A 22771-nucleotide genomic window follows, 5' to 3' on the forward strand; every position below is an offset into this window, starting at 1 on the left:
CCTCCTGACGGTCAGGTGCCGGGCCCCGTGCCAGGCGACTGACGCAGGGAGTACCCGGGTGCACCTCCAGTCGGCAGACTCAATCAGTCACAGTGGATGCAACGGCACTATCTGCCCAGGAAATTCAGGCGCTCGTCGTCCGGATAACGAATGCTGTAATAGTGGCGGATCTGCACGGCCTCACCAGGTTGTGCCCGTCGCTGCCACATCAGCACGCCGGGGTTTCCCGCCACGTCCTGTGCGTCGGCGGGAGTGGCCCCGGCACCAATCTCAACCTCGATTTCATCGTTCTGTGCCACCGCAATCCTGGCCAGCACTTCCAGTTCGATAGCTTCAGCATGAAAACTGGTCACCTGATAGCGCACCCGACGGTCCTCCACGGCAGTACGCCGGAAAGCCCCGCCGCCCCGGGAGGCCTCCTGCTCCGGAAAGACTTCTACTGTCACACGCTCATCCTGACCAAACGGCAGATTGATCTCGTCCTGGGGTTGCAGTGCCGCTACCGGTCGGCGACCGATAAACGCCCCATCCCGATAAAGCTGCATGATACCGGCCTGGAGGGGCTCGCTGGCTTCCAGGGTAAAACGGGCTTCCAGGTACGCATTGGTATCCCGCTCCGGTACGGCGCGAGTCACCAGTTCTACTGCAATGCCGCGCTGATCAATCGGCAGAATCTGCGGCTGTCGGTCGGCTGCGATACTCACCCGACCGGGGATTTCAAAATTTACCAGGTATTGGGTGGCAGCGATCTCCACCACGGGGCTGGCTGCCGCAAAGCCTTCATTGCGACGAACAAATGAGCCGGTGACTGCCACCTCCTCAACATCCGCTGCCGAGAGCGCCCTGGACTCCAGGGCGATGGGCGGTGGCGGCTTGTAGAAATCCACCAGCAGGGAACCTAGCTGCGGCGTCTCGGTATTCTGATTGGGTCGGGCGGTGGTGATCGTGACTGCCACATCGGTCCAATCCTCACCACTGCCCTGAGTGACGGAAACCTTGCGTTCAAGCGCTAACTGTCGGGCCTCGGTATCAAGTCGGGCCTCGTAGAGCCAGGTCCAGCGAGCCTGATTGACCGGATACGTCACATCAATGACAGTGGTCACAGCGCCAGCGGCCTCCACCGCCACCGTCAGAATCTGCTCGGTACGCTGCCTGGTGGCCACCTGGGAAAGCTCGAACTTTTTCTGCCCAATCTCCTGGTCCTTGCCTGCCAGTTCACGATTGGCCTGCCGAATAACCTGTCGCGCCTGCAGCGAGGACTCGGAAAGTGTCTGCAGCAAGGCAGGCAGATCGCTGCTGTCGAGCGTCGCCTGCTGCCCGCCTACCGATCCGTCCGCCAGCGAAGACAGAAGCTGCAGTTGCGTATTGGCCGCTTCTATACGGTCAGCGATTTCCTGCCGTTCAAACAGCAGCAGGTCCAGCTCTGTCTGCAGGCGACGCTCATCCTCACTGACCAGGTCACCGGCATGCAACTCTTCCAGCTGCAGGGTGCCAAGCCGCACTTCATTGCTGGCGACGCTCAGCTGCAAGCGGGCCGGATCAACACCCGGAGGCAGACCCTCTACAACCAACCGATGCTGACCGGCCGGAATAGTCACCTCGCTGCGCCTGGTGACCTCGGCTCCGCTGAGATAGACCGTGACGCGATCGATTTCAGAAGTTACTTCGATATCATCGGCATGGCCTGGAACGGCAAACCCCAACACGGCAAGCAGGGCCAGACTGCCTGGACCACCCTTTCGAAAGCCGATATTCCTGAATTTGAACATGATTCCTGTCCCTCCCTCGCCTGGGCGACCTGGCATGGTAATTATTACGCGACTTGTTGAGTAGTGACTGTTGAAGTGACGAAAAAGTTTCAGGGTTCGAACCCGGACAGTCCGAATTAGTGGAGGCCAAAAAGCGCTTTCTGGCAGGTAGCGGGGTTTTCAGCCGGTTTTTTAACGCCGCGATTACCGCGACATACCTTTCGACAGCCGGCTAACCGGTACGCAACTCCCTTGGCAAACTGAAAACAATATTCTCCTCGACTCCCCTGACTTCTTCAGGGCTGATCCCACTGTATTCCTGCAGGTAATTCACAACCTGCTGTACAAGAATCTCCGGCGCCGACGCTCCGGCGGTCACGCCAAGACGGTGTTTATTGAGCAACCACGCATCGTTAATTTCAACGACACTGTCTATCAGATGGGATTCACAGCCCATGCGCTCGGCAAGCTCTTTGAGTCGATTGGAATTGGAACTGTTGGGCGAACCGACAACCAGTAACAGATCGCACTCGAGAGCCAGTTGCTTAACCGCGTCCTGGCGGTTCTGGGTTGCATAGCAGATATCTTTTTTGCGCGGCCCCTGGATGCTGGGGAATTTCTCCCGCAGTGCATCGATCACTTTGGAGGTGTCGTCCATGGACAGGGTAGTCTGGGTCACGTAAGCAAGATTTTCGGGATCGGCAACCTCCAGCTTGGCAACGTCTTCGACGGACTCAACCAGATAGATGCTGCCGCCGGCGCTGGTGTCGTACTGCCCCATGGTGCCTTCCACTTCAGGGTGAAACTGATGACCGATCAGTACACATTCCGTGCCTGACTGGCTGAATTTGCTGACCTCCAGGTGAACCTTGGTAACCAGCGGGCAGGTTGCATCAAAAACCTGGTAACCTTTGTCTTCCGCCTCGTCCTTCACCGCTCTCGAGACGCCGTGAGCACTGAAGATTACGATCGAAGCCCTACCGTGTTCATCCTGCAGCGGAATTTCCGCCAGCTCGTCCACAAATACGGCACCACGCTGGCGCAGGCTGTCCACCACGAATTTGTTATGCACAACTTCGTGCCGCACGTAGATGGGCGCACCGAACAGATCCAGCGCCCGATTGACTATGTCGATGGCACGATCAACCCCGGCGCAAAACCCGCGTGGATTTGCCAGTTTAATGCTGGCTCTGCCGGTTGACTCTGACTGACTGCTCATAGCTTCCCTGAAACTTTACTTGCCTATAACTTAATTTCCACCGGACTGATATCGGCCGGCAGGACGCTGATAATTCGGGCCTTGAAAAGGATTTCCTTGCCCGCCAGCGGGTGATTGAAATCCACCACTACTGTGGCATCGAATTTCTCTTTTATCACACCAGGCAGGTCGAATCCAGCCGGGTCTTTGAAGGAAATAACGGTACCCGGCTGCAGTGCCTCGTACTCCTCATCCAGGAACTGGGTAAAACGCGCTCGGGGAAGACGGTGAATATTGCCTTCATTGACTGCGCCGAATGCCTGTTCCGGTCCCAGCACCACCTCCAGCTCTTCACCGGCATGCCGACCCAGCAACTGCTGCTCGAAACCTGGCAGCATGTTACCGTCGCCGAACCGGAAGGTAGCAGGCTCTCGATCAAAGTTACTGTCAACCAGTTCCCCATCAATCAGAGACAGGGAAAAAAACAGAGTGACCTGGCTTCCCTGTTGGACAGTCTCAGCATGCGACATGGATCAGACCTGCCTCGTCAGTTCCAGTCCGTGACGATGGGAACGCATTAAGCAAAACGCCTGACCTCGCCACTGCCCTCGACATTTTCTATACACCTGGCACACAGGACCGCATGTGCACTGCTCTGCCCCACCGTCTCATTGTGATGCCAGCATCGTTCGCACTTGGCGAATGACGAAGGCTGAATTGTCAGCCGCAGACCGGCAATCTCTGTCTCAACCGCATCGGGTCCGGCTTCTGAGAGGGGACGGATTTCTGCCGCAGAGACAATCAGTACAAACCGCAGCTCCGCGCCAAGGCGACTGAGCTGTTCGCCCAGCGCCTCATCGCAGTATAGAGTAACGTCAGCGCTGAGCCCGGAGCCCACAACCTTCTCGGCCCGCTTATGCTCCAGCTCTTTATTGACGGCCGACTTGATTTCCATCATCTGTTGCCAGTAACTGTCCGGAAACTGCCCGTGCTCCGGCAGCTCCTGCTGTCCGCTGGCGAAATCGCTGAGAAAAACCGATTCCTCCCTTTCGCCGGGGATATGCTGCCAGATCTCATCCGCGGTAAAACTCAGAATTGGTGCAATAACTTTGCTCAAGGTTTCAACCAGGTAATACATGGCCGACTGAGTAGAGCGGCGCGCCAGACTGTCCTGCTGGCAGGTATACTGGCGATCCTTGACAACATCCAGATAGAATCCGCCCAGCTCGATAACACAGAAATTATGTACCTTCTGGTACACATTTAAAAAGTTGTAGGCCGCGTAGTGCTCCTCAACCTGCCGCTGCAGCTGCTGGCACCGTCTCATTATCCAGGAGTCCAGCGCCAGCATTTCCGACTGTGACACCCGATCGGTCGCCGGGTCGAAGCCATTGAGGTTGGACAACATGAAGCGGGCGGTATTCCTGATACGCCGGTAGGCGTCAGCAACACGTTTGAAAATTTCGTCGGAGACGGTCATCTCACCCCGGTAATCTGTGGCCGCCACCCACAGACGTAGAATATCGGCGCCGTATTCCTGATAGATTTTTTTTGGCGCCACTGTATTACCCAAAGATTTGGACATCTTGCGCCCATCCGCGTCGACAAAGAAACCATGGGTCAGCACCTGCCTGTAGGGTGCGCTGCCATTCATCGCCACGGCGGTCTTCAGCGAAGACTGAAACCAGCCCCGGTGCTGATCTGAACCCTCCAGGTACAGATCCGCCGGGTAGCCCAGCTCGGCCCGCTGCCCCATCACCGTGTAATGTGTGACTCCGGAATCAAACCAGACATCCAGCGTATCGGTAACCTTGCTGTATTGACCCGCCTCAGCACCCAGCAGCTCCTCCGGCTGCAGTTCAAACCAGGCCTCGATACCTTCTTTTTCAATTCGCTGCGCCACAGCTTCGAACAGTTCCTGTGTGCGGGGATGAAGCGCCTGGGTTTCTTTGTGGACAAACAAGGTGATGGGTGTGCCCCAGGTGCGCTGGCGCGACACGCACCAGTCCGGGCTGCCCTTGAGCATCAATTCAATGCGGGCCTGGCCCCACTCCGGAATCCACTTGACCCCCTTTACCGCTTCGAGAGCAGCGCCCAGCAGGTTCTTCTCGGACATGCTGATGAACCACTGAGGGGTGGCACGATAGATCAGCGGTGTCTTGGTCCGCCAGCAATGGGCATAGCTGTGGGTGAGGCTGGCTTCCGCCACCAGGGCTTCATGGGCTTTGAGCACGTCGATCACTTTTTCGTCAACCTTGTAGACATGATCGCCGGCAAACTGACCCGCCGCCTCAGAAAAAACACCATTCTCATCAATGAGATTCAACGTGCCGATGCCGTAAGCCTGACCTGCATAGAAATCGTCCAGCCCATGGTCCGGAGCAGTATGGACCGCGCCGGTGCCGGCTTCGGTTGTGACATGGTCGCCCAGAATGAGTGGCACCTGTCGCTCCGCAAAGGGGTGATGCAGAGGAAGATTCTCGAAACTGGACCCTGCGCTGTGACCCACCACCGTGTAATCTTCGGCCCCGTAGCGCGCCATAACCTGCGTTACCATGTCACTGGCGATCAGAACAAGTTCTGGTCCAGCACCAAGATCGACCCGCACCAGGGAATAATCCAGGTCGGCGTTCAGGCACACCGCCTGATTGGCCGGTAAAGTCCAGGGCGTGGTGGTCCAGATCACCACCGACAGGGGCAATTCGCCCGTGTCAGCAGCCAGCCCGGTGACGGCGATAAATTTATCCCGCTCCGCGACGGGAAAGCGAACATCGATTGCGAACGAGGTTTTATCCTGGTATTCCACTTCCGCTTCGGCCAGCGCCGAGGCGCCCACCACGCTCCAGTAGACCGGCTTGAATCCCTTTACCAGATGGCCATTGGCAACGATCTTTCCCAGCGCCCGCACGATATTGGCTTCGTTTTGAAAGTTCATGGTGAGGTAGGGATTGTCCCAGTCACCCAGCACACCCAGCCGGATAAAATCCTCCTTCTGATTTTCCACCTGGCGAGTGGCATAGTCGCGACAGGCCTGACGAAACTCCTTGTAGCTGATTTTCTGGCCTGCCTTGCCTTTCTTCTTTTCCACGTTGTGTTCGATGGGCAGTCCGTGACAGTCCCAACCGGGCACATAAGGCGCGTCGAATCCACTCATCTGCCTGGACTTGACCACAATGTCCTTCAGCGTCTTGTTGATCGCGTGCCCCAGGTGTAAATCGCCATTGGCGTAGGGTGGGCCATCGTGAAGAATAAACTTGGGGCGGCCGGCATTTTTGGCGCAGATCTTTCCGTACAGGTTAATTTCCTGCCAGCGCTTGAGCATGTCGGGTTCGCGCTGAGCCAGGCTGGCTTTCATGGGGAATGCCGTACTGGGGAGATTCAAAGTGTCTTTATAATCGCTCATGGGAAAGATCTGTCTGTCATGTGATAAAGGTTATGTACCTGTTGCCTGTCAGGGTCCGGTTCGGCTCGGATTGATCGAGCCTTGCCCGGGTCTAGTTTTCAAACCGATATTGTTCTGTTCTGTTCTGTTCTGTTCTGTTCTGTTTGGCCTGCCCGGCGTCTTTCTGTACTGGTCTGTTTTTCCTGTGCTGCCCGTTTCTTTGGTGCCCGGCTCTGTCCGATTCCATGCCGCACTCGCCCGATCAAACCAGACAACAATTGCACCACCCCGCCCTCCACGGCAGACCGGCGATTATACACCTATCTGTTGGCATAACCCCTTCGGGCGGCGTTATCAGGCGGAGAAAAACTTCCGCACCTGATCCACATCCAGCGCAATCTGCAGCTTGAGTCTTTCAAGGCTGTCGTATTTCTGTTCTTCCCGTATCTTGGCCCGGAAGACCACCTCCAGCGTGCGTCCGTAAAGATTGCCACTGAAGTCGAGCAGGTGCGCTTCCAGCAGGGCTTCGCCCTGATCGGTGACTGTAGGTCGGTAGCCGATATTGACCGCCGCCGGATGCCACTGACCATCGACGTCCACTTCACAGGCGTAAACACCATGCAGCGGAGTGCGCTGCCGATGCAGATTGACATTACAGGTAGGGAATCCCAGATCGGCGGCCAGCTTGCGCCCTTCCACCACCTCCCCACTCATGGCATAGGGCCGGCCAAGGAGGCGTTCCACCAGCCGGAAATCTGCTGCTTCCAGCTGCCGGCGCACATAAGTGCTGGAGACCCGGTGACCATCCACCACGCAGGTGGCAGTCTCGATAACTTCGAAATCATGGCTGGCACCAGTTTTCTGCAACAGCTTGAAATCACCCTTGCGCTGATTTCCATAACGAAAATCATTACCGACGATGAACGCGGCGATGCCCAGACCGTCAACCAGTATGTCCTGTATGTAATCCCGGGCACTCAACTGGCTTAAGGCCTGGTTGAACGCCAGCAGGTAAACAAATTCCACTTCCATGGCTTCAAGCAGGGCCAGTTTTTCTGCCAGGGTAGTCAGACGGGCGGGACATTGCTCCGGAACCGGGGCGAAGAACTCCTCCGGATGCGGTTCAATCAGAATGACCAGCGCCGGCAGCCCAAGCTGGGCAGCCTTGCCCTTCACCTGACCCAGTATGGCCTGGTGACCAAGGTGCACGCCGTCGAATTTGCCGATGGTTGCCACACAACGGGAATAACGCTGCTGAAAACCCTTGTGCTCTTTGATTACTTCCATGCTTTCTATCTATTCGGGTACGGTGTCAGTTGTGGCGTAAAGTCAATCCAGCCGGGGGCCGTCAGGCGCGGTCCTGCTGTTCATCTGCTGCGCCGGCTTCGGGTTGCCGCGAGCTGGAAAAGCGGGCCAGCCCCTTCTTCATTACTATCCGGCCAAGGGCAACCAGGCAGACGATCACTACGATCTGCCCAATGAGGGTATTGACGACCGAGATAGTCTCCGGGCGGGTGGTAATCAGTATCATGTTGACCAGCGTGGCGAGGGCAAAAAGAAACAGTATCAGTGCCAGCCCTAACTGGAGCACTGCCAGGACTCTGTTCATGAGGCTTGATTCCTAAGCGGATTTAGACAGACTGTGAATTTCGAGAAAGCGATTGTACCCTGCTTCGCCCATGAAGCGAATGGCGGTTTTGCTGTCACACTGGCGCAGATCGACAATTATCAACCCGCCCAGTGTGTCGCTGCGGTTCGGATCCACGTTGAAACAGACCAGCCGTCCATTGAGGGCCAGGTAGTGACGTAACAGCACCGGCACGGCCTTACCCGGGTCGCAGCGACCGATCAGCTTACTGAGAGTTTTGATATTGGCGAGTGCACTGAGGGTTTCCCGGGTCCACAGCCGGTGGCGGATCCTCTGCGGCCTGGTGGGGCGAACCAGGGCCTGGAAGTCGTCGGCCTGATAATTGGTCAACAGCGTGTCCGCAATCAGCGCCCGGGCCAGGTCTGTGTAATCGCGGGAAATATCCACCGAGCCGAACAGGGTATGGTATTGCGGATGGCGGTTGAGAAATTCGCCGATTCCACGCCAGAGCAGGTTCAGGGCAACCGGCCGCCGCTGGTAGTCCGGGTGAATGAAAGAACGACCCATCTCGATGGCTGACCCCAACTGGCGGATAAAGGCCTGGTTGTAGCGGTACAGGGAGCGGGTATAAAGACCCTTGACACCCTGCTCAGCCACAATCTGATCCACCAATCCGATCCGGTAGGCACCAGCCACTCTGCAGGCGGCCCGGTCCCAGAGAAACAGATGCAGATAGCTGGGATCGTAGCGATCTGAATCGGCGGCATGACCAGTCCCCTCGCCCACCGTGCGAAAGGTCAGTTCCCGGGCAATCGCCAGCTGCCCCATGAGCGCACCCAATCGGTCGTAAGGTGCGCAATACACATCGAAATCCCGGTGCTCCACCAGCCGGCAATCGCTGAGCGTGCCGATGGACTGTTGCAGCTGTTCCCGCGTCTGATCGGCCGGCAGGTCAGCCAGTGCCTGTTGCTGCCGCTGTCTGTGCCCGCCCGTTTCCTGGCGCCCCAGAGCCTCGGTGTTGATGCGCAGGTATTCCGTGACGGTCCGGGGATTGTCCATGGCCGCCAATTCCTGATAAGGAATGAGACTGCCGAAAGTCAGCGGCAACCGGTAACCCTGTTTGTTCAGCAACTGGCGAGGCAGAAAAGCAGTGCGCAGACGACGGTGGATAAAGCCGGCAGCATAGAAATAAGCGCTGTTACGACCGCCCACATGGACGGGCAGACAGGCACAGCGATGTCGCCTCACCAGCTGACCGACCAGACGATCCCAGGGCCTGTCCACGATGGCCCGGTGTTTCATCTCATAGGTAGCGACCAGGCCGGCAGGAAAGATCAGCAGCGCCCCACCCTGTTTGAGATGGGCATGAACGCGCTTCACCCCGCGTACATTTTTTGCGGCAGCCTGTCGGGACAGCACGTCGACGCCGATAAACATTCCGGCAAATTCAGGAATCCGGCACAACAGTTCATTGGTAAGCACCTTCAGGTCCGGCCGTATTGCGGCGACCAGGCTGGCCAGCGCCACGCCTTCCAGTCCACCGAGAGGATGATTGGCCACAATCAGCAGCGGTCCTTCGCGGGGAATGGCCTGCAGGTTATCGCCGTTATTCAGCTGCATTGACACACCGAGAGTCGACAGCACGTAGGCAAGGAACCCGGGGGCATCCAACCCGGCTGGCCGGGCGCGGTAGGCCCTCGAAATCACATCGAGCCCCACCGCACGATTAACCAGCCTGCTCAGCAGCTTTGAACCCAGGGTAACAGCGAAAGGATCGGTCATGGCGTGGTTTGTGTTCCTGTTGATTGCAATCCGTCAATCGTTCGCCGGGTACTGCTTGACCAGACGGCTTTCGCAGCGCCAGGCATCCCACAATGCCCGCAGTCCGGGTGGCTGGTGCCCGAGGCGGCGATTGGCATGCCCGAGCCTGAACAGGGTGCGATATTGTCCCAGCAGGGTTGTCATGGCCTCGGCCAGGCTGGAATTTCTGTCCCAGATATGAATCGCTTCGGAGCTGGCGCCATTAATTTCGATGATGGCGAAATTTTCCCCGCTCTGCAGGCTTTCCAGATCCCTGAACTTGATATCCAGTCGCCCGTAGTGGAACCCCGGAATGTCATCGAAGATAACATCAAGGGTTTTTGACAGGGCATCGGTAATGTATTGACGACCGTCCCGGAATACCGCGCCACGGCAGTGGCTGGCCGAAAAAACCAGTCGATAGGGCTGCCCCTGCGCCAGCACCGAATCCCAGCTTTCCTCATGCCGCTGCCGATAAAGATGCGCGAGCCTGCCTGCCCGCGGGTCCTGATCCACCAGTTGCGCCAGCGTCGAAGCACCATCACCAACCACGTAAGGCATGTATTTGAGCGTCAACGAGGTAATCTCGCCACTGCCACTGTCAGGATGACGCACATAAAAGACACCGGCCTCCGCCTCCCAGGCAGCCGGTTGCTGAAACTGGATCATGCCCCCGACCGGAAAATCTTCCAGATAATCACAGAGCGCCTGCTCGTGTTGCAACAACTTTACCCCCGCGCCGCGACACCCCATGCTGGGCTTGGCCACTATCGGCAGTTCCAGGCCTCTATCCCTCAGACTCTGCAGCACCCGGGTAATCTGTTCGGAACCCGCCTCAGCACTCACCTGGTAGTCGATCCAGGGCAGAATCCAGCCGCTGGCCCGCTCCCCCGCCCGTCGGAAAACCTCGCTCTTGTGAACCCCAACCATCCCTGACAGGGGGACCGCCGGATTGGCGATCAGCGGCAGCGTCAGGCTGCGATACCTTAAGGACAGCAATGCCCACTGCACAGCAACCGGAAAATAAATAAGCCAGATGGGCCAGAATTCGAAAAACGAAGTGGGTTTGCCCGAGGTGTCCATGGCAGGCATGCCTGCCGGCACGTAGACGTGCTGTGATTGACTGTCTGCCCTGTTCTGATCCGGCACCGTGACACCCTGGGAAGCTTGTTGTTATAAAAAGCCTGCCGGATTCTACAGCAGGAAAACTTAAGGTACCTCAGTTACTCAGAGGTTTTCTGGACCTGATGGAATGGAAACGACTTTGTACCGGTTTCATTCATCCGCATCGCAAAAACTGCCGCACACCGGCCAGTGAAACGTCGAAAATACAACGGTAATAATAAGTCACTGATCTGAAAGCTGGCAATCACCGGAGACCGGTTGCTATCATCCCCGGTCTGTCGTTGATAGCGGGTCTCCTGCGATGCTGGGAAAAGTTGTCCTAACTCTGGTGGTTATCGTAATCGCCATCCTGGTTATTAAACAGCGTAAAGAGGCGGAAGCCAGGCCGGCACAGAAGTCCCGCAAAGCACCGGCGGAGGCGGAGTCCAGCCCGCCCATGGCATCGGACCTGCGCACGGCCGCCTATCTGTTTCTGATTCTGATGTTCGGAGCCGGTGCTATCGGCTATTATTTCAGCTGGCAGGACGACCATACCGTGGTCACAGTCAACCTGTTTCGCGATGGCCAGTCAGAGCCGGCGACTTATCAGGTCTACAAGTTTCAACTGGACAGCCGGTCCTTCACCACCACCAGCGGTGTTCGTATTACCGTTGCCGACAGTGAGCGCATGGAGGTCTCGGGGCTGGAATCACCATGAGCAAAGAGCAAACGGAAGCACCAACAAAGCCGGTTGTCGGTGGCGGTTTCAAAGCCATCGAATACGTCATGTCCTGCGCCAACAAGGTTGGTCCGGGCAGGCTGGCGGCGGCGGTCAAGTCCAGGAACGCCTGCAAGGCCTGCGCATTCGGCACCGGCGGTCAGCGGGGCGGGCTGCATAATGAATACAGCAACCGGGTCGAAATCTGCAACAAGAACATACAGGCACAACTGAGCGATATCCGCGAGCCGATTCCGCCTGAGATATTCACTCACAACAGCATCGCGGAGTTACAGGCGCTTACCGGAAAGCAACTGGAGGACCTCGGCCGCCTTGGACAGCCACTGCACAAAGCGCCCGGGGCCAGCCATTATAGACCGATCAGTTACGAAAAGGCGATCCAGCTGATCGCCGAACGCATGAAGGAAGCCACAGCGCCCAGAAGCTTTTTTTATGCCTCCGGGCGCTCCTCAAACGAGGCCGCCTTCCTGCTGCAACTGCTGGCCAGGGTTTACGGCAGCAATCATGTCAATAACTGCTCCTTCTACTGTCACCAGGCCTCAGGCGTCGGTCTTAAGGCGTCCATAGGCACCGGCACAGCAACTATCCAATACGCCGATCTACATCAGGCAGACCTGATTCTGGTGCTGGGCGCCAATCCGGCATCCAATCATCCCCGCTTTGTCAAGACGCTGATCGAATGCCGCCAGCGGGGAGGCCAGGTGATCGTTGTCAACCCGGTCAGGGAGGCCGGGCTGGTGCGGTTTGCCTCGCCCAGTAATTTTCGATCCATGATCAGTGGCGGCAGCGAGGTGGCATCTCTCTACGTGCAGCCCTCAGTGGGCGGCGATGCGGCCTTTCTGAGCGGCGTGGCCAAGGCGGTGCTGGCCGGCACCGCGCAGGACGACCGTTTCATTGAGAAATACTGCAACGGCTACGATGAATACCGGGATTTTCTGCTCGGCCTGGCCTGGCAGGATCTGGAAGCCCAGGCGGGTGTTTCCAGGCAGACAATGGAACAGGTGGCAACCGTCTACGCCGGGGCTGAAAAGACCGTTTTCGCCTGGGGCATGGGGCTGACCCACCACAAGCATGGCACAGAAAACATCGAGGCCGTCAGCAACCTGGCCCTGCTGCGGGGCATGATCGGCGCACCCGGTAGCGGCCTGTTACCGCTGCGAGGTCACAGCAACGTACAGGGCGTTGGCTCGATGGGATTCACGCCTGCTCTCAAGACCCAGGTCTTCGAGGCGATGCAGCAGCAACTGGGCATCCAGCTTCCCAGTGCACCTGGCCTGGATACCCTGGCCTGCCTGCAGGCAGCCAGCCGGGGTGAAATGGACTTTGCCTTTCTGCTGGGCGGCAATCTCTATGCAGCGACCCCGGACAGCCGGTTTGCGGAGCAGGCTCTGGCGCAGATCCCCTTCAAGGTCATGCTCAGCACCACCCTCAATCAGACACATGTTTTCGGGGTCGAACAGGAGAATATCATCCTGCCGGTCCGCGCCAGGGATGAAGAAAAGCAGCCCACCAGCCAGGAGTCCATGTTTAATTTCGTCAGGCTCAGCGACGGCGGTTTCGACCGGATACCGGCACTCTGGTCGGAGGTGGAGATAATCGGCCGGCTGGCCTGCCAGGTCGTTCCCGAAACGACCCTGGATTTCAGCCAGTTCCTCAAACACCAGACTATCCGCCAGGCCATTGCCCGCCTGGTGCCGGGTTTCGATACCCTGGCAGAAATCGATGACAGCAAACAGGAATTCCATATCCCGGGCCGGCACCTCGAGGAGCCGCTGTTTCCAACACCCGACGGCAGGGCCAGTTTCAGGCTTCCTTTGCAGTGGCCCACCAGACTTCCTAAGCGGGGGCAGGATTCCGACCCCCACCGGTTTACCCTCACTACTGTGCGCAGCGAGGGACAGTTCAATACCATTATCTTCAATGAAAAAGACGTGTATCGCCGACAGACCCACCGGCACGTATTGTTTATGAATCCTCGGGACATGGAGAGGTTGGGAATTGCAGAGGGGGACACCGTGGACATGGGTAACGAGACCGGAGAAATGGCCGCCCTGGTAGCCACCGCCTTTGCTATTCATGAAGGGGATGTAATGACGTATTTCCCGGAAGCCAATGTCCTGATTTCCCAGTCGACCGATGCGCGCAGCTGCACACCAGCCTTTAAGTCAGTCCCGGTCAGGGTCCGCCGATCGGCCCAATCCGAAGAGGCCTGTTAAAAGGCCCTGGAGGCCTCCCGGGCCGAGGGGCCCGGCTAGCTGAAGTTTATTCCCCCCCGCCTGTCCCGCGCCGGCCGGAACGCAAATTCGATCATCTCCTGTAAGCCGCCGTCCACATGAATCAGTACCAGTTCGCCCCGCTGCAGAACCATAATGGATACCGCTTCCACTGTCTGGCGCTGGTGATCAATACCCATCAGCACCCAGGTGCGCTCCTCCTCGTCCCTGGCCTGCACGACGATTTCCCAACTCAGCGAAGGATCCCTGGCGCCGAGGGATTCCGCCACGTCGAACTCGGGAAACTCCACCTCATGGGGGATCTCGTAAACGGCCACCTGCACCTTGTCCACCTCTGAAAAATCGAATTCTGAACCCACAGCCAGCAGATCGAGCGTATTGATTATTCCGGCCCCGATAGAGACGGCAAACTCTTTGCGCAGTTCCATCTGCGGAGCCTGCCGGGATATTTCCCGGGCTACCGGCCTGAACCCGCGGTCCGAGAAAGACAGGCAGCCAGTGCCTGAGACCAGCAGCACTGTTGCCAGCAGGCTTCTAATGATCATCAGCCTGCTCATAATCCATCCCCGATAATTCCTCGATATTGAACCGGGCCCCGATGGCACTGATGTCCGCAGGGCTGATGTTGCCAACAATGTTCACCAGCACAGTCTCTTCAGGCTCAGTGACCATGATGGCGATACCATGGATCATTTCCGCGTCGTCAGACAGGCGGAAATAGACATCCACATGATCGCTCCCCTCCCGGACCCTGATGACCCGCTCCCAGTCACTGGTATCAAGGCGCTGAGCGATCGCAGACATGGTGGCCGCCATCAGCGTGGTGTCGATGCGACTGCTGTCGAACACCCGCACATTGACCCGGGTCAGAGTTGATATGAACTGAGCGGCAGTCTCGTCATTGTTTTTCAGGATATTGGTAATCAGATTCAGGAGGGGCTCCTTCAGACTGACCTCTACATTAGGCTCACTGCCCGCTATCTGATTCAGTTCCGAAAAATCCACATACCCCGGGTGGTCCAGCAGGTCTCCCTGCTGTGCGAGAGCAGCCGGCAACAGCAGCAGCCCGAGAATTGTCGTTGCAAACATCCTTTGGTACTTCATAGTGTTAACCTCTCTAATTCTGCCGGTCCGGCAGACTGTGAAAACGGTCAAATCGGTCCATCATTAACTGCGTCAATGCTTTCGCGCCGCGAGTCCTCAGAAAACGAGGCGTTGATTGAGCTTTCCAACTGGCGCAGCAGAAACCGGTTTTCAATCATGACCTCGGTCCTGGCACTGATCTGGCCCAGGTAACTCAAAGCCAGTTCCAGGTCCTGCATCGCCTGCACAATCTCCGCCTGTGTGTAGTGGGGCTGCCCGTTGTCGGCGGGCAGCTGACCGGCAATTTCCGGTGCCGACCCAGATGGCAGAAGCAGCCGGCCAAGCCCCACCGCCAGCAACAGCGCAGCAGCCAGGGGCACCCCAACCCGCACGGGCAGTGGCATTGAACCCAGCAGTGTCTCCAGAGCATGCCGGAATCCGCCCGTGTTTCGCTGCCCAACCGGGGTGGCGGGCCGGGGGCTCACAGCGGGCTGCGCGACGACCTCAAAAAGCCTGTCCACCGGCTCCAGTGCCTGGTCGGAACAGTCCAGAATCGGCAGGCTGATTACCGACCGGTGCAGCTGCTGGGCAAAGTGCAGTTCCTGCCGGCAGGTCTGACAGCCTGCCATATGGGCCTGAAATTCTGCTTCCCGGGCTGCTTCCAGCTCATTGTCCAGGTAGGCATCGATATGCAACTGACAAAGCTGGCACTGTGAATTGTTACTGGTCTGCATGACTAAATCCTTGATTATCCTTACCGGCCGGGGCGTCAGGGGCGCTGGCTGGTGGTTCATAGGGGATCAGATTCTGTTCGGCGGCAAACAGTCTCAACATCCGGTCCCCGCGCAACTGGCGTCGGGCCCGATGCAGGTAGACCTTCACCTGGCTCTGACTCAGGTTCAGGCTCTGTTCGATCTCCAGATAGCTCAGGCCCTGGATATCCCGCATGATGACGATACTGCGGTGCGGGTCAGGCAACGTACTGATCGCCGTTTCCAGATGCTCACGGAACTGTTCGGACTCCAGGCCCGGATCCTGCACCGCCACCGCATCTTCCAGGGTTTCCGGCATATCGACTCGTTGTTGGTCGTTCTTATGCCGGCGCAGGTGATCAATGACCGAGTTATGGGCCACACGCATCAACCAGGCTCCCATGCGGTCATGGTCAATCTTGCGCCAGTGCTGCCACAAGCGGATGAACACATCCTGGGTTATATCTTCGGCATCCTCCCGGGCACGCAGACTGTAATAAGCGAACGAAAAGATCCGCTGTCGGTGCTGAGTAATTGCCTGTTTGTATTCCGCCAACATATGCTGATAAAGACGTCCGCCTCTGCAAATAGTTACATGGCATTGTCGCAGCCGCGGATCATCATGGTCCAACTTCATGGTGCCTGACTGCCTGGAGGGTTGTTTTATCTCATCGGGTGGTAAGGAAAATCCAGACCGTTGCTATAATCCCCCTACTTTTTTCGGGATTAATAGCTCCAATGACTTTGAAGCGCTTACTGGCAATGGCTGTGCTGATTGCGACACCGTATCTGGCGGTGGGCGCTGAGCGTACCGTGGCCCTGGAAGGCGAGGAAGAAGTCCGGATCTGGGTGTTTACACCCCGGGAATCGGGACCCGGACCCTGGCCATTGGCCATGATGATACCCGCCGGCAGCGGTCAGGAATACGCGACCAGGGCGCAATTCTGGCTGGGGCGCGAAATGACCGAGCGGGGCTGGGTAGTGGCGGTTCCGGCATCTTCGGAAGGACTTTCCTTTGTCGGCGACAGTGAAACCAATATCTACCAGGTGATCACCGAACTTCAAAAGGATCAAACCATCAAGACTGGCAAGGCGCTGTTAATGGGCGTTTCCAGCGGCGGCAGTTCGGCCCTGGAGATAGCCAGCAAGAACCCCGGACACTACCACGGCGTCGTGGCGGTCCCGGGCCGCATCAAGCAATCGGGCCCTTTGCCGGCCCTGGACGGTCTGCCGGTATTCCTGCGGGTGGCGGAAAAAGACTATTTCCGCTGGCACAAGGACATGTCGGACATGACTCAGCGCCTGATGTCTGCTGGCGCCCGTGTCGACGCGGCGCTGGTCCCTGATGCACGCCACATAATCAAGGTGGACCTGGAGGAGCTGGATCGCTGGCTGCTCACACTGGACAGGTAGTGCTCTGCCGCCAGCGTTGTTGGCATTCGTTTATTTAGAGCGACTAAACTGCACTCATTCCGCCTGGCTGGAGGCAAAAATGGCCTCCAGCAGCGATAATCAGCTTAGTGTGAACAAGCCCTAGAACGTATCGGATTCTATCCAGTAGTTGGTAACCAGATTCTGATCGAATTCGATTGAAAGGGTTTCCGTGCGCTCCTGCTCGACATCCACAGAAAAAACCAGAAAAAGGCCGACTTCTGTATCTTTTTCCGAACGATTGCGGTATTTCCAGACCTCTGTCCCGTCAGCATAGCTCAGACGGGTGGAGGGTTCACCAAACGTACTCCGTACCCAGTCCACGTCACTGGAGCCAACCTGCAGGCGGTTGACATCACCCTCATCCCAGGTACTGTCCAGCAACCGGCCATCGGAATCCACCGTGAGCAGACAACCGGCAAGAGCCATCCCCATTATTAAAAGAACTACGATTCTAGTCATACCATTACCCCATTAGTGTTATTACATTACGGCACCGATTACTCGATTCTGTTTAGACGCGTGCTGTCTCACAAAGGTTACAGATACCACCGCTCTGGCCTCCACGAGCGGCACTTCCCGCTCCGGCGGCGCGGCAATCACGCAGTTGTCGACTTTGCCGCCAGGAGGCTTAACCAGGGCTTAATCCCGTATTGGCAGGCGGGAGCGGTACTGATAAGGTTAGCGCCCAGGATTCATCAATGCTTCATCAACGCTTCCGAGCAATCAACCGAGTAATGCCATGTACCTGACCATCAAAATAATCCATGCCAGCTTCGCCCTCATTTCAATACTGGGCTTTGCCTGGCGCGGCTATCTCAAAGTAAGTCGCAATGAACTCCCACGGCATTTCGTCTACCGGGTTCTGCCGCATATCGTCGACACAGTCCTGCTCACCAGTGCCATCTTCCTGGTGGCACTCTCAGGCCAGTATCCCTTCGTGGTTTCCTGGGTGACAGCCAAAGTGCTGGCACTGTTCGTGTATATTGGCCTGGGTATCACCTTGATGCGTTCCCAGGCGGACCAGGGCCGGCGCAGATTGCTCTACGGTCTCACCCTGTTGAGCGGGATCTATATTCTCCTGGTCGCCGCCAGCAAGAGCGCCATCCCCTTCGCGCTCTAGTCGCGGATCGATGAACGCCCTGGCGTCTTTTAATCGCCTGTTTCCTCTTTGGGCCCTACTGACATCCCTGCTGGCCTATCTGCAGCCCTCTCTATTCATCGGCTGGCAGGGATCGATTGTGCCGTTACTGGCGGCCGTCATGTTCATGATGGGGTTAACCCTCTCAGCGTCCGATTTTCGTCGCGTGCTGGTAACACCCCGCCCGATACTCATCGGAGTGGGGCTGCAATTTCTCGTCATGCCCCTGGCGGCCTTCCTGCTGGCGCGCACTCTGCAAATGTCCACCCAACTGACTGCCGGCATGATTCTGGTCGGCAGCTGTGCCGGCGGCACCGCGTCCAACGTCATCTGCTTTCTGGCCCGAGGCGACGTGGCATTGTCTATCAGCATGACCATGGTATCGACACTGCTGGGGGTAGTCGCCACGCCTCTGCTCTGTACCCTGTATCTGACCACCGCCGTTGAAGTCGACACCCTGGGTATGTTGCTGAGTATCATTCAGGTAGTGCTGATCCCTGTTGGCGCAGGCCTGCTGGTGAACCGTTACCAGGGGGCACTGATCCCGCGCCTCGAACCCCTCCTGCCAAGCCTTTCGGTTATGATCATTCTGATGATAATCGCCATCATCGTTGCCTTGAACGCAGATCGTCTGGTTCAGGTGGGAACGCTAACCCTGCTGGCGGTAATCCTGCATAACGCCCTGGGGTTGAGCGGCGGTTACTATTTTTCGCGCCTGTTGGGCCTGAACCTGCAACAGAGCCGGACAATTGCCATCGAAGTCGGCATGCAGAATTCCGGACTGGGTGTGGCGCTGGCCATGGAGTTTTTCTCTGCCACCGCAGCCCTGCCTGGTGCGCTGTTCAGCATCTGGCACAACATCAGCGGCTCTATACTGGCGACTCACTGGAGCAAACACCCCCACCGAAGGGACAGGCTCTGACCGTGAACCGGGTACCGGCCCCAGGAAAAGTTTTTGAACGTACTAGTAACTTCACATTTTTTTTCGATCAACGGTTGACTTGAAAATTAAAAGGCATAAAATTCGCCACCTGTCTGAAGCCTGCATCGGGTTTTAAACTAATCCATACAAATCGCGTGAGAAAAATGGTTATTTATCACACCACAACAATTAACAGCCTGCCGGCAAGCATGTTCCTGAAGGGGAATACGGCCTGCTCGCGTGTGGTGGAGACCCGGAGGTCCAGCTTGGAGTGATTTCATCAGAAAACTGCTGATTACCAAGTCTGAAAAAAGACCTCTACGCGTCTCAACCGCCTAGAGGTCTTTTTTTTTGCACTGCATTTATCAAAACATCCGAAGCTGACTTCGGGTGCAGGGGAACTATTGTGGTTAAAAAACTGCAAAGAAACATCAAGCTTGTCTACGGGCTGGCATTCTTTCACTGCTTCATGATTATCGTGCCGGTTATCGTGCCGTTTTTCATGTCGAAGGGGCTTGGCCTGGCGGAGATTTTTTACCTGCAGACAGTCTATGCCGCCACCATTGTTCTGCTCGAGGCACCTTCGGGTTACTTCGCCGACCTCTTCGGTCGTCGAATCGCCCTGCTGGCAGGCAGTGTTGTACACGGCGTGGGGTATCTGCTGCTCAATTTCGCTGACAACTTTCTGAGCCTGATGGCTTTTGAAATCATTGTCGGGGTTGCCGGCAGCCTGCTCTCTGGTGCGGATCTTGCCTTGCTGTACGATTCCCATAAAGCTCTCGACAACGAGGACATTTCGCCACACAGCCCTGGAATTGCGCAGTTAGGATTCATTAAGTCATGCGCGGAAGGTTGCGGTGCGCTGCTGGGCGGCGTGCTTGCATTGTGGTCATTCGAAATTATGGTGGTCGGTCAATCGCTGGGGGCCTGGGTCTGTTTCATACTCGCCCTGTTTGTGGTGGAACCTCCGTACAAAAATGAGGAACAGGATGAGTCCAGCACCAGGCTGGTCAATATCTTCAGGCATATGTGGCGTAGCGATCGGGTATTGCGCAATGTCTTTATCGCTATACCCGTTTACAACCTGGCTACGATACACGTCGTCTGGCTGGTCCAGCCGTACTGGGAAGATCGGGGCGTGTCCCTCGCGGCCTTCGGTATTCTCTGGTTCGCCCAGAGCCTGACCGTCGGCATGGCCAGCCGCTGGAGCTTTGATATTGAACGCAGGCATGGCGCCACAGCAGCATTGTGCCTGATCGGAGTATTGCCCGTGCTTGGTTTTTTCGGCATGGCATGGCTCCAGGGCTGGACAGGAATCGCGATCTGCCTGTTGTTGTTTTTTGGCCGGGGGCTGGTACAGGTCATCCTGGTTAACGCGCTCAACAGGCGTGTCCCGAGCAGCTTTCGGGCCACAGCCAATTCACTGACCAGCTTTACATTCCGCCTGGGATTTATCACCACAGGGCCACTGGTAGGGTATGTCGCTGAAAGCCAGGGCTTGACCATGGCGCTCAACCTGCTGGGCTGGGCCTTTATCGCGGCATTCCTGTTCATCATGCTGCCACTGATCCGATCGGTGAAGCTGCTGCAGCGGGAGCCGGCCTGACAACCCGCCAGAAATCCCCCCCCTGGGTGGCCATCCAGAATCCCCTTCCGGATGGCCGCCCTTTTTTTAACCGGCAGGCACCTTATTGGTGCTTTGCAAGGTGTCATGATAAAGTCGTGGCCATTCTGCGACCCCGCTATGATTAGCGTCAATCAGGCCCGGGAAGCACGGAGAACCCAGGAAGCTCTGCCTGATTCCGGCACCATGCCGCAGCGATAAAGCGGAGATTCCCTTAACAGGCATAAAAACCAGCTAACAATAAAGGCGGGAGAGAAACCATGAAATTAATCACGGCGATTATTAAACCGTTCAAGTCTGATGACGTCCGCGAGGCGCTTTCTGAACTTGGTGTAAACGGTATGACTGTAACCGAAGTCAAGGGGTTCGGGCGTCAGAAGGGTCACACCGAACTCTATCGTGGCGCCGAATATGTCATCGACTTTTTACCTAAAGCAAAACTGGAGGTAGCGATCGAAGACGGGCTGGTCGATCAGGCAATCGAGGCGATATGCAAGGTCGCCCAGACCGGGCAGATCGGCGACGGCAAGATTTTCGTGAGCAACCTCGAGCAGGTAGTTCGCATTCGAACCGGGGAAACCGGCAACGACGCATTGTAAGCGGGGAGAACACAATGATAAAAAGAAAACACCGGGGGTCCAGCCTACTGGCGTTGGCGACCCTGGCACTACCCTCGCTTTCACAGGCTCAGGGCACCGCGATTGACGGCGCCAACACCGCCTGGATACTGACCGCAACAGCGCTGGTTCTGTTCATGACCATTCCAGGCCTGTCGCTGTTTTATGGCGGGCTGGTCAGAACCAAAAACGTACTTTCTATTCTGATGCAATGCTTTGCCATTACCATCATGGTGTCCGTACTGTGGCTGCTGGTAGGCTACAGTATCGCCTTTGGCCCCTCTGAATCCGCCTATTGGGGAGGCCTGAGCAAAGCGTTCTTCAGTGGCGTGGTTGTGGACTCCATGGCCGGTGATATTCCTGAAACCGTGTTTGCTGCGTTCCAGATGACGTTCGCCATCATTACGCCTGCACTGGTGGTGGGTGCCTTTGCCGAACGTATGAAATTCTCCGCGATGATGCTGTTCAGCGCCCTGTGGACATTGCTGGTTTATTTTCCCGTGGCGAACTGGGTCTGGGGTGGAGGCTGGCTGGGCCAAATGGGGCTCATTGATTTTGCTGGCGGTACCGTTGTGCACGTCACCGCCGGGGTGGCAGCGGTCGTTGCCGCCCTGATGCTTGGGCAGCGGAAAGGCTTTCTTTCATCGGCCCTGGTTCCCCACAATATGACTATGACCGTGACTGGCGCGGGCATGCTGTGGGTCGGCTGGTTCGGTTTTAATGCGGGCAGTGCATTGGCAGCCGACGGCAGTGCCGGCATGGCATTGATCGCCACCCATCTGTCAGCCTCGGCCGGAGCACTCACCTGGATGACAATCGAGTGGGTAAAATACGGTAAGCCCAGCGCCCTGGGCGCCGTGACCGGCATGGTTGCCGGCCTGGCCACGATCACCCCCGCATCGGGGTCAGTGGGCCCCGCTGGCGGTATGCTGATCGGCATCGCCGGGGGTGCCATTTGCTTTTTTGCCACCACGACCATGAAGAACAGATTAAAGATCGACGATTCGCTGGATGTTTTTCCCGTCCATGGTGTTGGCGGCATACTGGGGACGTTACTGGCCGGAGTCCTGGTTTCTCAGAATCTGGGCGTATTCAGCGGCAACGGCTATGCCGAAGGCATGAACATGGGGTCGCAAGTGCTGGTGCAGATCACCGGCATTCTCGCCGTTGCTGTCTATACTGGCATTCTGACTGTCGTGATTCTGAAAACAGTGGGGGCACTGACTTCCGGCCTGCGTATCAGTGACGAGGAAGAGCAGATGGGCTGCGACATCAGCGACCACGACGAGAAAGGTTATTCAATGTAGCCGACTGATAGATACGACGAACAGGCACCACCCCTGCCAGGGTGGTGCCAACGCGCCCTTACCATGCACCATGCGGCATCGGAGCGGACACGCTCGTCGAC

Annotated in this window: 21 protein-coding genes; 8 read left to right on the forward strand and 13 right to left on the reverse strand. The window is 57.1% G+C overall.

Annotated elements, in window-relative coordinates; translation table 11 throughout:
* Nucleotides 1-107 precede the first annotated feature (107 nt).
* The 8 genes from R3F50_19900 to R3F50_19935 form a co-directional block, all read right to left on the reverse strand.
* A complete protein-coding gene (locus R3F50_19900; GenBank protein MEZ5492551.1) occupies nt 108-1769 on the reverse strand; it encodes a mucoidy inhibitor MuiA family protein in 1662 nt (553 codons plus the stop codon).
* A gap of 211 nt (nt 1770-1980) precedes the next feature.
* Nucleotides 1981-2967 (reverse strand): 4-hydroxy-3-methylbut-2-enyl diphosphate reductase, encoded by a 987-nt coding sequence (gene ispH / locus R3F50_19905; protein ID MEZ5492552.1) that lies wholly within the window; start codon nt 2965-2967, stop codon nt 1981-1983.
* Nucleotides 2968-2990: 23 nt separating this feature from the next.
* A complete protein-coding gene (locus tag R3F50_19910; GenBank protein ID MEZ5492553.1) occupies nt 2991-3476 on the reverse strand; it encodes a peptidylprolyl isomerase in 486 nt (161 codons plus the stop codon).
* Between the two features lie 47 nt (nt 3477-3523).
* Nucleotides 3524-6349: an isoleucine--tRNA ligase gene (ileS, locus tag R3F50_19915; protein MEZ5492554.1), complete on the reverse strand. Its 2826-nt coding sequence runs from the start codon at nt 6347-6349 to the stop codon at nt 3524-3526.
* 333 nt (nt 6350-6682) lie between these two features.
* Entirely contained in the window at nt 6683-7615 is a 933-nt protein-coding gene (gene ribF, locus R3F50_19920) for a bifunctional riboflavin kinase/FAD synthetase (protein ID MEZ5492555.1), read from the reverse strand.
* 61 nt (nt 7616-7676) lie between these two features.
* Nucleotides 7677-7937 carry a hypothetical protein gene (locus R3F50_19925; GenBank protein MEZ5492556.1) on the reverse strand — a complete coding sequence of 87 codons (261 nt, stop codon included), beginning with the start codon at nt 7935-7937 and terminating at the stop codon, nt 7677-7679.
* 12 nt (nt 7938-7949) lie between these two features.
* Nucleotides 7950-9698 (reverse strand): lysophospholipid acyltransferase family protein, encoded by a 1749-nt coding sequence (locus tag R3F50_19930; protein MEZ5492557.1) that lies wholly within the window; start codon nt 9696-9698, stop codon nt 7950-7952.
* Nucleotides 9699-9731: 33 nt separating this feature from the next.
* The gene (locus R3F50_19935) at nt 9732-10865 is read right to left on the reverse strand and encodes a D-alanine--D-alanine ligase (GenBank protein MEZ5492558.1); all 1134 of its coding nucleotides are present in this window, start codon (nt 10863-10865) and stop codon (nt 9732-9734) included.
* Nucleotides 10866-11142: 277 nt separating this feature from the next.
* Between R3F50_19935 and R3F50_19940 the strand changes: the two genes are divergently transcribed.
* Nucleotides 11143-11538, forward strand: coding sequence for a hypothetical protein (locus R3F50_19940; GenBank protein ID MEZ5492559.1), 396 nt, complete (start codon nt 11143-11145; stop codon nt 11536-11538).
* A complete protein-coding gene (locus R3F50_19945) occupies nt 11535-13775 on the forward strand; it encodes an FdhF/YdeP family oxidoreductase (protein MEZ5492560.1) in 2241 nt (746 codons plus the stop codon). The genes R3F50_19940 and R3F50_19945 overlap by 4 nt, the downstream gene beginning before the upstream one ends.
* A 35-nt stretch (nt 13776-13810) precedes the next feature.
* Here R3F50_19945 and R3F50_19950 read toward each other — a convergent pair whose 3' ends face one another.
* The 4 genes from R3F50_19950 to R3F50_19965 are packed head-to-tail and all read right to left on the reverse strand — an operon-like array spanning nt 13811 to nt 16265.
* The gene (locus tag R3F50_19950; GenBank protein MEZ5492561.1) at nt 13811-14338 is read right to left on the reverse strand and encodes a hypothetical protein; all 528 of its coding nucleotides are present in this window, start codon (nt 14336-14338) and stop codon (nt 13811-13813) included.
* The gene (locus R3F50_19955) at nt 14328-14897 is read right to left on the reverse strand and encodes a DUF4252 domain-containing protein (protein MEZ5492562.1); all 570 of its coding nucleotides are present in this window, start codon (nt 14895-14897) and stop codon (nt 14328-14330) included. The genes R3F50_19950 and R3F50_19955 overlap by 11 nt, the downstream gene beginning before the upstream one ends.
* A 47-nt stretch (nt 14898-14944) precedes the next feature.
* Nucleotides 14945-15610 carry a zf-HC2 domain-containing protein gene (locus tag R3F50_19960; GenBank protein MEZ5492563.1) on the reverse strand — a complete coding sequence of 222 codons (666 nt, stop codon included), beginning with the start codon at nt 15608-15610 and terminating at the stop codon, nt 14945-14947.
* The gene (locus R3F50_19965) at nt 15597-16265 is read right to left on the reverse strand and encodes a sigma-70 family RNA polymerase sigma factor (GenBank protein ID MEZ5492564.1); all 669 of its coding nucleotides are present in this window, start codon (nt 16263-16265) and stop codon (nt 15597-15599) included. Before R3F50_19965 ends, R3F50_19960 begins: the two co-directional genes overlap by 14 nt.
* A 101-nt stretch (nt 16266-16366) precedes the next feature.
* On the opposite strand from R3F50_19965, the gene R3F50_19970 reads away from it, so the two are divergent.
* Nucleotides 16367-17041 (forward strand): dienelactone hydrolase family protein, encoded by a 675-nt coding sequence (locus R3F50_19970; protein MEZ5492565.1) that lies wholly within the window; start codon nt 16367-16369, stop codon nt 17039-17041.
* Between the two features lie 120 nt (nt 17042-17161).
* On the opposite strand, the gene R3F50_19975 is transcribed toward R3F50_19970, so the two are convergent.
* A complete protein-coding gene (locus tag R3F50_19975) occupies nt 17162-17521 on the reverse strand; it encodes a hypothetical protein (protein MEZ5492566.1) in 360 nt (119 codons plus the stop codon).
* Nucleotides 17522-17801: 280 nt separating this feature from the next.
* Between R3F50_19975 and R3F50_19980 the strand changes: the two genes are divergently transcribed.
* From R3F50_19980 to R3F50_20000, 5 genes are all read left to right on the forward strand, one after another.
* A complete protein-coding gene (locus R3F50_19980) occupies nt 17802-18182 on the forward strand; it encodes a SirB2 family protein (GenBank protein ID MEZ5492567.1) in 381 nt (126 codons plus the stop codon).
* Between the two features lie 10 nt (nt 18183-18192).
* The gene (locus R3F50_19985) at nt 18193-19122 is read left to right on the forward strand and encodes a bile acid:sodium symporter family protein (GenBank protein MEZ5492568.1); all 930 of its coding nucleotides are present in this window, start codon (nt 18193-18195) and stop codon (nt 19120-19122) included.
* 406 nt (nt 19123-19528) lie between these two features.
* Complete coding sequence (locus R3F50_19990) at nt 19529-20728, forward strand: MFS transporter (protein MEZ5492569.1); 1200 nt, start codon at nt 19529-19531, stop codon at nt 20726-20728.
* Between the two features lie 278 nt (nt 20729-21006).
* Nucleotides 21007-21345 (forward strand): P-II family nitrogen regulator, encoded by a 339-nt coding sequence (locus tag R3F50_19995; protein MEZ5492570.1) that lies wholly within the window; start codon nt 21007-21009, stop codon nt 21343-21345.
* A gap of 14 nt (nt 21346-21359) precedes the next feature.
* Nucleotides 21360-22670 (forward strand): ammonium transporter, encoded by a 1311-nt coding sequence (locus R3F50_20000; protein ID MEZ5492571.1) that lies wholly within the window; start codon nt 21360-21362, stop codon nt 22668-22670.
* Nucleotides 22671-22771 lie beyond the last annotated feature (101 nt).

This window comes from Gammaproteobacteria bacterium (assembly GCA_041395725.1).
Taxonomy (GTDB): Bacteria; Pseudomonadota; Gammaproteobacteria; order Pseudomonadales; family Pseudohongiellaceae; genus NORP240.

Bases quoted from the DNA above. Each gene is read 5' to 3' on its own strand.
- R3F50_19900 (MEZ5492551.1), bottom strand. From the start codon at position 1,769: ATGTTCAAATTCAGGAATATCGGCTTTCGAAAGGGTGGTCCAGGCAGT.
- ispH (MEZ5492552.1), bottom strand. From the start codon at position 2,967: ATGAGCAGTCAGTCAGAGTCAACCGGCAGAGCCAGCATTAAACTGGCA.
- R3F50_19910 (MEZ5492553.1), bottom strand. From the start codon at position 3,476: ATGTCGCATGCTGAGACTGTCCAACAGGGAAGCCAGGTCACTCTGTTT.
- ileS (MEZ5492554.1), bottom strand. From the start codon at position 6,349: ATGAGCGATTATAAAGACACTTTGAATCTCCCCAGTACGGCATTCCCC.
- ribF (MEZ5492555.1), bottom strand. From the start codon at position 7,615: ATGGAAGTAATCAAAGAGCACAAGGGTTTTCAGCAGCGTTATTCCCGT.
- R3F50_19925 (MEZ5492556.1), bottom strand. From the start codon at position 7,937: ATGAACAGAGTCCTGGCAGTGCTCCAGTTAGGGCTGGCACTGATACTG.
- R3F50_19930 (MEZ5492557.1), bottom strand. From the start codon at position 9,698: ATGACCGATCCTTTCGCTGTTACCCTGGGTTCAAAGCTGCTGAGCAGG.
- R3F50_19940 (MEZ5492559.1), top strand. From the start codon at position 11,143: ATGCTGGGAAAAGTTGTCCTAACTCTGGTGGTTATCGTAATCGCCATC.
- R3F50_19945 (MEZ5492560.1), top strand. From the start codon at position 11,535: ATGAGCAAAGAGCAAACGGAAGCACCAACAAAGCCGGTTGTCGGTGGC.
- R3F50_19950 (MEZ5492561.1), bottom strand. From the start codon at position 14,338: ATGATCATTAGAAGCCTGCTGGCAACAGTGCTGCTGGTCTCAGGCACT.
- R3F50_19955 (MEZ5492562.1), bottom strand. From the start codon at position 14,897: ATGAAGTACCAAAGGATGTTTGCAACGACAATTCTCGGGCTGCTGCTG.
- R3F50_19960 (MEZ5492563.1), bottom strand. From the start codon at position 15,610: ATGCAGACCAGTAACAATTCACAGTGCCAGCTTTGTCAGTTGCATATC.
- R3F50_19965 (MEZ5492564.1), bottom strand. From the start codon at position 16,265: ATGAAGTTGGACCATGATGATCCGCGGCTGCGACAATGCCATGTAACT.
- R3F50_19970 (MEZ5492565.1), top strand. From the start codon at position 16,367: ATGACTTTGAAGCGCTTACTGGCAATGGCTGTGCTGATTGCGACACCG.
- R3F50_19975 (MEZ5492566.1), bottom strand. From the start codon at position 17,521: ATGACTAGAATCGTAGTTCTTTTAATAATGGGGATGGCTCTTGCCGGT.
- R3F50_19980 (MEZ5492567.1), top strand. From the start codon at position 17,802: ATGTACCTGACCATCAAAATAATCCATGCCAGCTTCGCCCTCATTTCA.
- R3F50_19985 (MEZ5492568.1), top strand. From the start codon at position 18,193: ATGAACGCCCTGGCGTCTTTTAATCGCCTGTTTCCTCTTTGGGCCCTA.
- R3F50_19995 (MEZ5492570.1), top strand. From the start codon at position 21,007: ATGAAATTAATCACGGCGATTATTAAACCGTTCAAGTCTGATGACGTC.
- R3F50_20000 (MEZ5492571.1), top strand. From the start codon at position 21,360: ATGATAAAAAGAAAACACCGGGGGTCCAGCCTACTGGCGTTGGCGACC.